Annotated in this window: 8 protein-coding genes, 1 tRNA gene and 2 pseudogenes; 6 read left to right on the top strand and 5 right to left on the bottom strand. The window is 62.0% G+C overall.

Annotated features, from left to right (window positions below):
* Positions 1 to 106 precede the first annotated feature (106 nt).
* The 3 genes from Q0R16_RS02270 to Q0R16_RS02260 form a co-directional block, all read right to left on the bottom strand.
* A complete protein-coding gene (locus tag Q0R16_RS02270) occupies positions 107 to 3,016 on the bottom strand; it encodes a TonB-dependent receptor (RefSeq protein ID WP_295631386.1) in 2,910 nt (969 codons plus the stop codon).
* 189 nt (positions 3,017 to 3,205) lie between these two features.
* Positions 3,206 to 3,358, bottom strand: a complete 153-nt coding sequence (locus Q0R16_RS02265) for a hypothetical protein (protein WP_295631384.1) — start codon at positions 3,356 to 3,358, stop codon at positions 3,206 to 3,208.
* Positions 3,359 to 3,566: 208 nt separating this feature from the next.
* Positions 3,567 to 4,724, bottom strand: a complete 1,158-nt coding sequence (locus tag Q0R16_RS02260) for an ROK family transcriptional regulator (protein WP_295631382.1) — start codon at positions 4,722 to 4,724, stop codon at positions 3,567 to 3,569.
* A 374-nt stretch (positions 4,725 to 5,098) separates the two neighbouring features.
* On the opposite strand from Q0R16_RS02260, the gene Q0R16_RS02255 reads away from it, so the two are divergent.
* From Q0R16_RS02255 to Q0R16_RS02240, 4 genes and pseudogenes are all read left to right on the top strand, one after another.
* The gene (locus Q0R16_RS02255) at positions 5,099 to 5,740 is read left to right on the top strand and encodes a hypothetical protein (protein ID WP_295631380.1); all 642 of its coding nucleotides are present in this window, start codon (positions 5,099 to 5,101) and stop codon (positions 5,738 to 5,740) included.
* A gap of 21 nt (positions 5,741 to 5,761) precedes the next feature.
* Positions 5,762 to 6,298, top strand: a pseudogene (locus Q0R16_RS02250) (GH116 family glycosyl-hydrolase); the annotation flags it as partial.
* Positions 6,299 to 7,903 carry a GH116 family glycosyl hydrolase gene (locus tag Q0R16_RS02245; RefSeq protein ID WP_295631378.1) on the top strand — a complete coding sequence of 535 codons (1,605 nt, stop codon included), beginning with the start codon at positions 6,299 to 6,301 and terminating at the stop codon, positions 7,901 to 7,903.
* 64 nt (positions 7,904 to 7,967) lie between these two features.
* Entirely contained in the window at positions 7,968 to 10,430 is a 2,463-nt protein-coding gene (locus tag Q0R16_RS02240; protein WP_295631376.1) for an autotransporter domain-containing protein, read from the top strand.
* A 250-nt stretch (positions 10,431 to 10,680) separates the two neighbouring features.
* Here the strand turns inward: Q0R16_RS02240 and Q0R16_RS02235 are convergent.
* Together Q0R16_RS02235 and Q0R16_RS02230 are read right to left on the bottom strand one after the other, a co-directional pair.
* Positions 10,681 to 10,830 (bottom strand): annotated as a pseudogene (locus Q0R16_RS02235) (IS256 family transposase); the annotation flags it as partial.
* Between the two features lie 64 nt (positions 10,831 to 10,894).
* Positions 10,895 to 10,968, bottom strand: a tRNA-Gln gene (locus Q0R16_RS02230).
* 141 nt (positions 10,969 to 11,109) lie between these two features.
* On the opposite strand from Q0R16_RS02230, the gene Q0R16_RS02225 reads away from it, so the two are divergent.
* Together Q0R16_RS02225 and Q0R16_RS02220 are read left to right on the top strand one after the other, a co-directional pair.
* On the top strand, positions 11,110 to 12,456 hold the full coding sequence (locus Q0R16_RS02225; protein ID WP_295631374.1) for a Ppx/GppA phosphatase family protein: 1,347 nt from the start codon (positions 11,110 to 11,112) through the stop codon (positions 12,454 to 12,456).
* Positions 12,457 to 12,487: 31 nt separating this feature from the next.
* A complete protein-coding gene (locus Q0R16_RS02220; RefSeq protein WP_295631373.1) occupies positions 12,488 to 13,186 on the top strand; it encodes an RlmE family RNA methyltransferase in 699 nt (232 codons plus the stop codon).
* Positions 13,187 to 13,531: the final 345 nt, after the last annotated feature.

Raw genomic sequence — 13,531 nt, 5'->3', positions numbered from 1 at the left:
ATTACTTTATTTCGGCCACCATATGCAACGAGCGGGCCATGCCGTGCATGACCCGCTCGCTGTTTTGCCGTCAGGGTGTCGGGCCGACCCGGCCTCACCCGCTTGACTACATGCGGTACGAAAGCCGGATGTAGCCGAACTGTCCGGGCACATCGTACGTCGTCGCGTCATAGTTGTTCAGATCGCAACTGAAGCAGCCCGGAGGGTTGACGTTGAACACGTTGTTCACCCCGAAGGTCAGCGCGAACTTGCTGTCGATGAAGCTGGGTCGCACCTGGAACTGCAAGTCGGTGTAGAAGCGCGAAGGCATCTTGTTCACCGCCGAAAGTTCGCTGACCGCGCCGATGTAGCGCCCCGTTACAGATGTTGTGACCGGACCGAGCGACCAGTCGATCGTGCCGGTGCCCTTGAACTTGGGATAGGCCTGGCTGGGGCTGCCGCGTTCGAACCCGCGGTAGCTGGTGGTGGTGGTACCGACGGTGGCGGGCACGCCTTCTTCGTACTGGAACAACAGGTTACCCGTGAGCGTCAGCCCGAAGGTGCCTGCGCTGGATTTGTCCGAGCGCGCGTTCAGCGTGGCATCGAGCCCGCGGGTGCGGATCGTTCCGGTGTTGAGCAGCACGCCGTTGATCGCCGAGATGAAGCCCGACGGTGTGCGCTTCACGGCAGCACAGCTCAACGCATCGGCGGTGAGTGCGCAGCGGCTGAGCAGCACGTCGGCGGGGATCGAGGCGATCGCGCCCTTCAGCTTCACGTCGTAGTAATTGACCTCGACGTTGAACGCGCGGAGCATGCCGCCGCGTGCCCATTCGGGGCTGTAGACGCCGCCGACCAGCAAGGTGCGCGCGGTTTCGGGCCGCAGCGCCGGGTTGCCGCCGGTCAACACCGGAAGCTGGCCGCCCTGCGGTTCGGCGTAAGTGCCGCCCGCCGGAACACCGTTGGCGGTGCAGTTGGCGCGCACCGTTGCCGAGGTCTGGTACAACGAGCCTGCAACGTTGGTGCAAGGGTCCGACAGCGGCTGATCGAAGCGCGATTGTGCGCCGTAAAGTTCACCGATGCTGGGGGCGCGGAAGCTTTGGGCGTAGGAGCCGCGCAGCAGGAAGTCGCGTACCGGCTTCCACTGCACGCCGCCGGTTAGCGAGGTATTGCCGCTGAAGGTCTTGTACTTCGAATAGCGCGCTGCGCCGTTGACTTCGAGCGACTGGAAGAACGGCTTGTCCTTGAGCAAGGGCACGCGCAACTCGCCATAGAACTCGTCGGACCTGACCGAACCCTTGGCGGCCTGGGCGGGGATGTCCGCGCCAAGCCCCGCCTGGATGATCGGATCGGGCTGGAAACTGCCGTACTGGATGCGGTGTTCGTAACCGATCGCCACGCCGACCGGGCCTGCGGGCAGATCGAACAAGGTGCCAGACAGGTTGGCCTGGTAATCGTTCAGCCGCTGCGTGCTCTTGTCGTGTTCATCGAAGCCGATGAACGCAAGCATCGCCGGGGTGACCGAACCCACGCCGCCGAAGATGTTGAACGGCACGCAGCCGCCGGTGCACTGCGCCACCGGACCGAGCGCCTGCGCCAGCTTGGCGGCGTTGACGTTGCCGGTGAACAACTGGTGCGCATCGTTGACGCCGAACACCGCGTTGAGATCGTAATACCAGGTGTGGCCCAGCATCTGGAACTTGCCGTCGATCGTGCCGGTCAGGTTGAAGGTGTCGACGTCCTGCGTGTAAGTGCGCTGCCCCGCTTCGACCAGACGCCGCGCGATGAAGCTGTAGTTGGCGGGCTGGCCGTTGGTGCCCGAATTGAGCGTGACGCCGAACGGGTTGAACGGGTTGGTCTTGTCGATCGAAATCGTGTCGAGCAGGTTGCCGTTGCCGGCGTCTGGCCCGACAAACAAGGGCAGGAACGCCGCCTGGTTCTGCGAATGGCGGTGGTTGTATACCGCCTTGACGCGGAAGTTGAACGCGTCGCTGATTTCACCGCGCGCATTGACGAAGCCGCCATAGCGCTGGTTGGGGGTTTCGAAGTAGTTGAACGGCGCGAAGTTGAAGCGATCGGCCGAGGTGAAAGCCTTGAAATCGCCGCCGACCAGCGTGGGATCGTAGACCACGGGGCGGCCCACCACCGGCGCCTTGAGCGTCAGGTTGCGGCCGAGCACGATGAACCGGCCGAGCGGGGTGGCGCTGCTGCATCCGCCGATGGCATCGGTGCAACTGGTCTGGCCGGGGTTGGGGAACTGCGAGATCGAACGATCGCGCGCGCTGACCGAACCCTGGCCGACATAGTTGATGCCCGCGACGATGTGGAAGCCGTCTTTTCCGGCGCCGAAGCTCATCTGGTAGCTGCCGGTCTTGCCGTCCTTCTGGCGGAATTCACCAAGCTGCGCCGAGGCCTTGAAGCCGTCCTGCTTCGACTTGGTGATCACGTTGACCACGCCCGCGATCGCGTCCGAACCGTATAGCGGTGAAGCGCCCGACTGGAGCACTTCGATCCGGTCGATCATGCCATCGGGGATCGAGTTGAGATCGACCGCGTTGGGGATACCGCTGCCCGAAGCACCGCTGACATAGCGCAGGCCGTCGACCAGAACGAGCGTGCGCTTGGCACCGAGATAACGCAGATCGATCGTGGCCGAACCCGCGCCAACGCCGCCGCCGTCTGGCGGATTGCCGAGGTTGCCGCTATTGTTGAAGCGCGAATTGAGGCCGCCGGCCGAACCGGGCAGGCGCTGCAGAATGTCCGCAACCGAAGACAGGCCGGTCTTGGCCAGGGCTTCGGTATCGAGCGTGACGACTGGCGAGGACTGATCCAGCGGATCCCGGCGAATGCGCGAACCGGTAACGATGATCGGGGTGTTGCCGGCATCGTCAGCCGCGGCGGATTGCGGCGTATCGGCCTGCGGGGTTGATTGGGCCTGGGCCGGGGCGGCTGCCAGCGCGGAAAGCGCGAGCATGGCAGCACCGGCCAGAAGGCGGGCGGCCAGCGGGCGAGCTGCCAGCGGGCGAGCTGAATGCGTCATAAGTCTATTCCCTCAATAATTGGCGATCGTGGCGTCCCCTCCCCCGCTCCATTTCCTGATTTATATCAAGTTGTCGCAATCATAGCCGCGTGCGTCGCTGCGACAACCGGCCCCGGCAGATTGTTGTCGGCTATGGTAAAAATGCTGCACTTGCTGCCACAATGGCGGCGTTCTGCACATCTCGGGGCTTTACCGGCTTACGATCGGATCGAGGATGCGGTTGGTCAACGCATCGATTGCAAGCGGCTTGGTCAGGATGTGCTTGCCCGGCGCAAGCCGTTCGTTGCCGATAACCGCATTGTCGACATAGCCGGTGATGAACAACGCCTTGCGATCGCGCACCTGCGTTGAGCGAATTCAACGCATTTGGGTGAACTTCGATCCCGCGCAGTCCAGCCCGAAAAAGTCATCGGAAAAGGCTGCGTTGCCAGCCGTGCGGCGGCCGTGTCTGGGACGCTGCCGTTTTGGGGCGGCAGTACGGCACGCACACCTAGCCGATGCCGAGAGGATTTCGCTTCCAGGTGAGCTCACGGGAAATCAACAGCTACTCTCAACGACGATTGGACCGCCGCCCCGCTACGCGATAAATTTGTTCGAGGACCAGGGCAGCCGATCCCTTGGAATACTGATCTTCTCCCTCGATCCGAAATTCTATGGATACCCGGTCAGCGAAGGCTGGAAAGGTCGCTGATCGAAGTGCTTCGAGCGCGCGTGGCTTGATGAATTGTGACAAAGTAGGGTTTGCGCATAAAACGATGATCCGGCCGGGGTCCCACACGTTGACATGGTTGGCCAGGCAAGTGCCCAATGCGGTGCCGGCACGATCAAATACCTCGATCGCGACCTTGTCACCACAACGCGCTTGCTCGGCAACGATTTCAAACGCGTCTTCCAGTTTGTCGTACGGCGGCGGGTCAAGGCCGCGCAGCATGCTGACCTGAGACACTATGCCGTACATCGAACAGTAGGTCATCAGACAGCCGGTCGCACCGCACACGCAGCGTGGCCCGCCCTGGCCCACGACTTTCAAATGGCTGAACTCGGAATTCAAACCGCGGGGACTGGTCCACAGCATGCCCTCGACATATTGAGCAAAGCTCAGCCCCATTCCCAACATGACAAGACAAAAGTCGTCGAGCTGCCGGTCTTCACCGAACCAATGTTCGGCACGAGCGACCACATCGGCAGTGTTATCGAGAAACACCGGCAGGTTCAGGTATTCTCCGATGATCGCGGCAAACGGCACTGGCGGTGCAGGATGGTATTGCAGCCAGTGAACCTCGCCGCTGACGCTGTTCACGGTGGCTGGCAGCCCAACGCCGACGCTATGGATCGCACTTTTTTCCAACGGGCTGTCGGCAATCGTCTCGTCCACCAGAATTGCGATTTGCATTGCCAGATCCTGAACGCTGGGAACCAACGGGATCGGGCGAATCTTGCTGAAGACCTTATCTCCCCGCAGGTTCGTCAACCCGACCTCGAGCGTGCTGTTCGGAAACACGAAAACACCCGCGACAAAGGCGGCATCCGGGTTGAGCCGTAGCTGGACGCGTGGACGCCCTCGACCCTTGCTGGGCTCCTTCTCATCGAGAACAATGCCGTGTCGCAAAAGCTCTGACGTCAGCTCGCTGATCGTGCCCGCCGAAAGCCCGGTCATCGCCACGAGCTGCGTTCGAGAAACCGGCTCGGCGCGGCGAATGGCTTTCATAAGGCATAGCTGATTTGCCTCCTGATCGCTGATTCTCACGCGCCCCCATAGAGCTCCAGACGTCCACTGCAAATCCGCGCCTCTCATTAAACTGCACCACAGCGATATGCCTCAAATAGGGCTTGACGTTTGGCAAAGGCCGTCGCTTTCTCCGCTCGGATCAAATTACTTCAGGGGGGGAATAATTTCATTCGGATCATTCCATTCCAGTTTTGCTGACCGTCGGCGCTGTGTCGCCGTGGCAGCCACGCGTCTGGTCGCAAGAACCATGACCCAACAAGCGCTGGCACCGCGAAGTGCCACCGCAGTGCCCGTCTAAAATTGATTTCCCATTCCAGTTGCCAACCAAGGCACAGGCAAAAAGAGGATGGACCATGAAAGACGAACTGATCAACCCGGCCGGCATTGATAGCGGGACGAGCGCCATTCTGAATCGTCGGACTTTTGTGCGCGGTGCCGTCGCCGCGGCTGGTGTCGGCATGATGGCAGACCTGACGGGCTGTGGCTCGGGCGACAGTTCAACGGCAGTGCCGGTGACCAATCCGGTGGCCGTCCCAACAGCGATCCAGGCCACCACTTACGCTATCCCGGACTCGGCATTTGTCCGCACGCTCGGCGCCGTCCCGGAAGGGATTTGCAATACACTGACCTGCAACGCCGGAGTCGGCATCCCCGGGTTGAAGGGGGCTGGCGCGGGTTTGTCAGTGCCGGGCCTCGGCCTGCCGCTCGGGGGCGTGGGCGGCGGATCTATGATGATCAACCAGTGCGGGACCTTTGGGCCGTGGGACATGGCAGGGCAGCCGACCACCGGAAATTGGGAGCAGCGGACGCTGACTCAGGCGGCATTCCACATCCGCGAAGAAGTCGTCGGGGGAAGCACGGGCGTCACTGTCAAAACGCTCGCGGTCAATCACACGAACGTTTCGACCGACCGGCGCCTGGGCACTGTTCTGCCAGGATGGATCCCGCTGAATCCGGGAGATGGCGAGTATTCCGTGCTCTTTCCTTTTGCGTGAACGAAATACAACGCATTCCAGGCACAGATATCAACCAAGATCTGGTCACCCATCATTTCGAATGAAGACGAACGACTTTCGATGCCAGTCGCGTTCTTTGAAATGAAGTTGAACAATCCTACCAGCCTTCCGATCAAGCTCGCGGCCATGTTCACCTTTCCAAACGCGCCCGCATTCGCAACCGGATCGATCCGCACGGGATTTTACAACAAGGTAGATTTCGATGCTGCGACGGGCATTACTGGAATAACGCTTGGCTCGGATGCGCCAACCAACTCCGCCAACGCGATCAAGTCCGAATGGACCATTGCCACTCAACAGGTAGCGGGACAAACGGTCAGCTATTGCAACTCCTGGAATGGCGCCGGGGATGACACCGACATCTACTCTGCCTTTAGCACCAGCGGCGTACTGTCCAATGCGCCGACCGAGGCGACTCCGACTTCGACGGCGGGCGCAATCGCGGTATCGCTGACCCTCCAGCCCGGACAAACGCAAACGGTGCGCTTTGCCCTAGCCTGGGATTTCCCACAGCAGGTTTACAACAGCACCATCTGAATGCGTCGCTACACGGCATTCCTCGGTGGGCAGACGACGTCGAACAATGCTTATGTCGCTGGATCCTATCCGTTCAAACAGGGCTTCACGATCGCGAAAAAGGAATTGGCGCGGTACGACAATTCTCTCGCCGCTGTCGAATCCTGGTGGAATCCGATCGCACTGAACACGGCTGTTCCGGCCTGGCTCCGGAAGGCGTCCTTGAACGAATTGTACCACATGACCTTCAACGGCGCGTTGTGGGAGTCTGGGCTGGTCTCGACCAACCTGGCGGGGTCGGTCACGAACGGCAACTCACCGCGCTGGGGAACAGACATCCCCGGCACGCACATCTATTACCACCGTGATGGCGGCAATGGCGGAACGCCACAAAACGAGATGGACATGGACAGCGCCGGTTGGCTGGCGTTCTCCAAGTTGTTCCGCGGCATGGAGCGGGGCTTCATCCTGCCCTATCTGCAAGGGATAAGGCAGAACCCGCTCGGCATCGGACGCACCGCCCAGCAAACCACGACGGGAAATGGACCGTACATAACCGCAACGATGTCACACCAGGGGCAAACCGTAAACACGCCCCCGGTCATGGGCGTCGCACCCGCCGGTAGCGATCTGGGCGCCTTGTTCGCCGCGACGGGTGGAGATTCCTTCCGTGACTGCCCGCACAAGCTGATCTTCCGTACGTACGGATTGATCAAGTTCTACAATGACGACGACCTGCTGAAATATGCTTACCCCATGATGTTGCGGGCGCTGACATATTCCCAGTTCTTTCGTCCGACCGGATCGCATCTGCCGATGGATCCCCCCTCGAACAACCCGCCGAACACAATCGATCAGTCGCCGGTCGATGGTCACGGTATCTACAATTGCGGCCTGTACCTGCTGTCGTTGCAGATTATGTCGACCATCACGGCAAAGGCTGGATCGTTGGGGGTTGCAGAAGCCACGGCTGCCCAACAGACAGCGATCGATACCGAACTGGGACTGGCAAAGGCGGAATTCGAGACTGTCTTCTGGAATCCGACGACGGGTCGCTATCGCTATTGCGACGGCATCGGCGGCATTCAGGGGAAAACCGGCGTCATTCAAGGTATCGTCAAACCGGTGCCTGCGCCCGACGCGATCTGGTTCGAATCCTTCGCGGGACAGTGCATCGCGATGGAACTCGGATTGCCTGATCTCATCAACCTGGATCACGCGAGGACCCACCTCAACAATACGCTCGACCAGGTCCTGAGATTCAGGGATCCGCAAGGCAGATTGATGGGCGCACCGACCATCATGTTGCCGGATTTCAGCGTTTATTCGTCAGGGTCCGAGGTCAACGAAATATTGCCCGGCGTTGTTTTTTATGCGGCTGCCGGCGCTTATCGCATCGGCAAGCGTTTCGGGGACAACAACATAATGACGAAGGCGCTCCAAATGGGCGAGGGGTGTGCCATCCGTATTTACGACGACCTCGACGGCGGCCTGGCGTTCAACTCGCCCGAAAGCTGGTTCATCAACGTCTCAACGGTGACCCGCTTCCCCGCCTACACGCGGACACGCTCGGTCTTTTCGCTGTACGACGCCGTCAGCACCATTGCGGTCAAACAACCCGTGTGAAGCGGGGGGCTCGCCGGTTTCGGCAACGTCGGACAGTTCAACGTTCCGATGGCCGATCCGGCGGGTGCCCTGCCCGCACGATAGCGGCGCGCAAAAGCAGCCCGGCTCCCGCCCCAATCTGTATTCGATTCAGAAGATCGACATGCCTCTCATCAAATCGAGCAACGAAACGACCTTCAAATGCTTCCGTGCATCGCTTCTCAAGGCCAGTGCGGTCGGGCTGGCGTGCGCAGCAACCGCCGTTCCCGCCCACGCACAGAGCGAATGTGGCGTGACGACCGGCGGTGCCGTGACATGCGCGGCAACGGGCAACCCTTATGCAAACGGCATCGCTTATGCGCCGGCCGCCGGCGATCTCACGCTGACCACCAACACGGATGTGGCAGTGACAGGCCCGGTCCGGGTGACGACCATCGGGACGACCACCGTCGTCAATAATGGAACGGTCACGACGACCGGCAATGACCGGCCCGGCATCGTGGCGACTGGCGTAAACGCCGCCGTTACCTCGATCGAGGATGTTTCGACATCGGGCACTCGCGGCACCACTTCCAACGGAAATGGCATCGCGATCATCGGTACGACGGGCACTGCAACGGCGATCGTCAAGAACATCTCGGTGACCGGCCCGCTTTCGACGGGCGCGGGGGCGGTCAGGCCACGCGCGCTTGTCGTGACAGCAGGCACGGCGGCAGCGGCGACCATCAACGGAACGGTCAGTTCCATCAACGGAGATGCCGCGGTGATCGCGGGCACGGCGGCGACGGCAACCGTCGCCGGTGGGGCTTCGGTATCGGGCGGTGTCAACGGCATCGTGTTGACGGGTTCGGCCAGCGTTTCGCTCACCAACGCCGGTACGATCACCGGTGGCACAGGCGCCGCGGTATCGGTCACTTCGGGAACGTCCGTCGTACCGATGGCAGGCACGACGACCATCGCAAATTCGGGCACGATCGGGTCCGGGGTCAGCCTTGCGATCCTTGCGACGCGCGGCCCTACGACGGTCACAAATACAGGCACGATCAACGGCTCGGTCCGCTTGAGCTTTTTGAATGATACGGTGAACAATGGAGGCACGTTTAACGCGCTTTCAAATTCCGATTTCGGCGACGGAAGCGATGTCTTCAACAACAGCGGCACATTGAACGTGCTGTCGGGCAGCGCCGTGCCGAGTACGATCGAGTTTACCAGCCTCGAGACCTTCAACAACAGCGGCACGATCAACCTCGTCAACGGCCGGACGGGTAACAGCCTGACCCTGCCCGGTACGTTCAACGGCACCGGCGGCAGCACACTTGCGCTCGATGTCGTGACCGGTGCCACGCCCGCTAGCGATCGGCTGATCGTGCAAGGTGCCGCCACCGGGTCTACCGCGATCGTGCTCAATGGCCTCACCAGCGCCAATGCCACGGTGACATCCGGCATCATCCTTGCCACCGGAGGCGCGGGAACGTCCACGACGGCTTTCGGCATCGCAGCCCAGTCGCAGAATGTCGGTTTCATCACTTATACAATCGTGCCCACTGCGGCTGCCGGCACCACCAGCTTTGTCGTGGTCGGCACACTTGGCGACGGTGTTGTCCGCATGACAAAAATCAGCGAAGGCGCGCAGAACCTTTGGTATCGCTCGGCGGACACGCTGGCCGCGCACATGACCGATCTGCGCGCCACGCAGCGGGGCGTAGACGACCAAAAGCCCGTTTCCAACGTCCGCATCTGGGGGGCGATGAGTGGCGGGGTGCAAAGGAGAAGCGACACGCAGTTGGCAACTGCCTATGGCGTCAGCCGCGTCGTCGATACGAGCTACAGGCAGGATGCCTTCGGCGGACAGGTTGGACTGGAGGCGGTCCGCATCGTTGGGAGCGGGTCTCTTACCTTCGGCATCACCGGCGGCTACTTGACATCGAAACTCAAATTTTCGACCACCGCCGAGCGGACTAGCTATGATGCTCTGAATGCGGGGGCATATGTCAGCTTTATATCCGGTCCGATATTCGCAAATGCGCTGGCCAAATATGACCATTACTCAATCTATTCGGTAAGCCCGCTGGCCAACTTCGCCAGTCGCTATCATGGCAAGTCGTATGGCGGTCAAGGCGAAGTCGGACTTCATTTGTCATTTGGCACTTTCTTTGCCGAGCCCGCAGTGAGCGCTGCGATCGTCCGCACCGATCTGGACTCGCCTATCGTGCCGAACGCCACGCTGAACTTCGCGAGCATGGACGGTGCGCGGGGCAAGGCAGGATTGCTGCTGGGAGCCAGTCTTGATGGAGAGCCCAACCATGTAGTGTTGTATGTCTCCGGGAACGCTGTTCATGAATTCCGGGGGGGAAGCGTACTGACCTTCACTTCCAACGCGACTCCCTTCTCCTACGGCAGCAACCGGATCGGGACATACGGCGAAGGCAAGGTAGGGCTGAACATCGCGTCTGCTGGAGGCGTGACCGGCTTCATCGAAGGCTTTGGCAACTACAGCCGCAATTACCGGGGTGGCGGGGCCCAGGCGGGATTGCGCGTCGGGTTTTAGAAATGCCGGCGCGCGCCGCGATATGCGCCGTTCGCCGTCGGCAGCAGGTGTCACATAAGCGCGCGAATTCGAGGGGGAATCCCATCGTCGTGGCGCCAGAAATGGATGAGTGGGCGGACGTTCGTCGAAGGGTGTCGGTCGTTGTGCGCCTGCGACCGGCACTTGAAGGCCAGGCCTTCGGAGCATTAACGGACCGTGTCTCACCGCGTGGTCTAGCTTCGCCGGCGTAGCCTTGCCCATCCCGGGTTGATCATACTGCCATTGTAAGCAGCGTGACGATGGGATCATCGCTCAATTGCGAGACACTTTCCAGCGTGATGTAGCGGGCGCGCTGGACTGCCCCTTCGTCGGATTGCTCCATGAGGATGGCGCCGATCAAGCGGGTGATGGCAGCCTCGTGCTATTCAATGCAAAGCCCACCCCAACCGCTAAGCGGCTGAAATTTATGGCTATTCCGAAAAAAGTGGATGCCCCGCGAGGATTCGAACCTCGATTAACGGAGTCAGAGTCCGTTGTCTTACCATTAGACGACAGGGCAGCGAAGGCGCCGGTCCTTAGGCAGCGGCCGGACCCGAGTCAAGCAAGGGCGGACCGCTGTCAGCGCTGAAATGCGCCCCGCTTCATCGGGAACGCCGCGACATCGCCGCCGGCCTTGCTCCCGAACCTTTGCGGCGCTAGCATGCAACGCAAGTCCTCGCCGGCGATCCAGCTTGCGCGGGAGAACATAAGCGACGTGACGACAATGGCGGATTTCGAACCGCCGGCATGGGTATCGGGGGATCAGCGGAGGGCGGCAGACGGATCGGTCCCGCAAGCCACCCCGCCAGACCCCGACATTTCCGCAGGAGGAGATGCCCCCGACACCGGCGCAGGCACCACCGACAATACCCCGAACGACGCCCGCAACGAGCTTGGGCGCGCTGATGGCCAGCATCCGGACGCCAAGCGCGCTTACGCCTGGAATGCCGGCCCGTCCCAGCACCCGACGTCTCCGCACCGGCAGGCTTACGCCGCGATCGACCTTGGCACCAACAACTGCCGCCTGCTGATCGCGCGGCCTTCGGGCGACCATTTCGTGGTGGTCGACGCTTTCAGCCGCGTCGTCCGTTTGGGCGAAGGCCTCAGCCAGACCGGGCGCCTGTCCGACATTTCGATGGAACGCGCACTCGCCGCGCTGCACGTCTGCGCCGACAAGCTGCGCAAGCGCAACGTCCACCTCGCGCGCTCGGTCGCCACCGAAGCCTGCCGCCGCGCCACCAACGGCGCCGCGTTCATCGAGCGGGTCTACGAAGAAACCGGCATCCGGCTCGACATCATCACCGCGCAGGAAGAAGCGCGGCTGGCGGTGCTGGGCTGCCACATCCTGCTCGAACAGGGCGAAGGCCCGGCGATGATCTTCGACATCGGCGGCGGATCGACCGAACTGGTGCTGGTCGATCCGCAAGGCACCGTGCCGCGCATCATCGATTGGCAAAGCGTGCCGTGGGGCGTCGTCTCGCTCACCGAAAGCGTCGGTCCCATAGCCGACAGCAAAGATGCCCGCGCCGCCGCCTACGCCGATATGCGCGGGCAGGTCGACGATGCCTTTGCGCCCTTCGTCGAACGCATTGCCCAGGCCCGCGAAACCGGCGTGGCCCAAGGCAATATCCGCCTGCTCGGCACCAGCGGCACCGTCACCACGCTCGCCAGCGTATACCTCGAACTGCCGCATTACGATCGCAACGCCATCGATGGCCTGGTCGTACCCGCCGACGCCATGCGCGACATCAGCCAGCGCATGGCGGCGATGTCGCTGGCCGAACGGATCGCGCTGCCCTGCATCGGCCGCGAACGTTCGGACCTGGTGGTGGCCGGCTGCGCCATCCTCGAATCGATCCTAGACGTCTGGCCCGCCACCCGGCTGGGCATCGCCGATCGCGGCATCCGTGAAGGCATCCTGCGCAGCCTGATGGCGTCTGAGGGCGTGGCCGAACGCAGCCGCGCTGCCTTGCGCAACCTTCGCCGCGACCGTGACACCCACCGGTGACGCGCACGACCCACTCACGGAGTACGCAAGCATGAGCCGCGGCACCAAGGACCAGGGCACGCGCCTCAAGACCGGGCGTGGGCGCACCGCGTCATCGTCGCGCTGGCTCCAGCGCCAACTCAACGACCCCTACGTCAAGCAGGCCCGCGCCGACGGATACCGCAGCCGCGCGGCCTACAAGCTGGCCGAACTGGACGATCGCTTCGGCTTGCTCAAGCACGCCACTCGCGTGGTCGATCTGGGCGTGGCGCCGGGCGGCTGGAGCCAGGTCGTCCGCCAGCGCAGCCCCCGCGCGGCCGTCGTCGGCATCGACCTGCTGCCGACCGACCCGATCCCCGGCGTAACGCTGTTCGAAATGGACTTCATGGCCGACGAGGCCCCCGCCGCGCTCACCGATGCGCTGGGCGGCGCGCCCGATCTCGTGCTGTCGGACATGGCCGCCAACACCGTCGGCCACAAACAGACCGACCACTTGCGCACGATGGGCCTGGTCGAAACCGCCGCCGATTTCGCCATCGGCACGCTGGCGCCCGGCGGAGCCTTCGTGGCCAAAGTGCTGGCCGGCGGCACCGACACCGACCTGCTCGCGCTGCTCAAAAAGCACTTCACCGCGGTCAAGCACGCCAAACCGCCGGCCAGCCGCAAGGATTCGTCCGAATGGTACGTGGTGGCGACGGGGTTCAAAGCGCGGGCTTTGGCTCAGGAAGTCTTTGAAGATTCAGAAGATTAGGTTCGAGGGCCATCGCCCTCGCGCTCCCGGTGTCTGGTTCTGTTTTGCGAGCGAAGCGCCACGGCGTGAAGTTGGTACTGCCCGCAAGGTGTTGAATTGATTGCGCTTTGGGCGGCTTCTTCGCCAACCTCTTGCGTATAACGCATGGTGAGTGAAGTTCGCACTGGAACTTTCCGCCACGATTACCGCGCCGAATCAGGATGTTATACCAACCTGCCGTGAGGCTGACTCACGGGGGGGATTCCCAAACTGGCGAAATTCTGAATCAATGGCGCCCTGCAATTGGAGGGCGTGACCATGGGATCAGCGATCAGCTTGAGGGAAGATTTTGACAGCACAGCGTTG

It is taken from the genome of Novosphingobium sp. (genome assembly GCF_025351285.1).
Taxonomy (GTDB): domain Bacteria; phylum Pseudomonadota; class Alphaproteobacteria; order Sphingomonadales; family Sphingomonadaceae; genus Novosphingobium.
The sequence above is the reverse complement of the archived record's forward strand: the minus strand, read 5'-3'. Positions and strand labels throughout refer to the sequence as shown.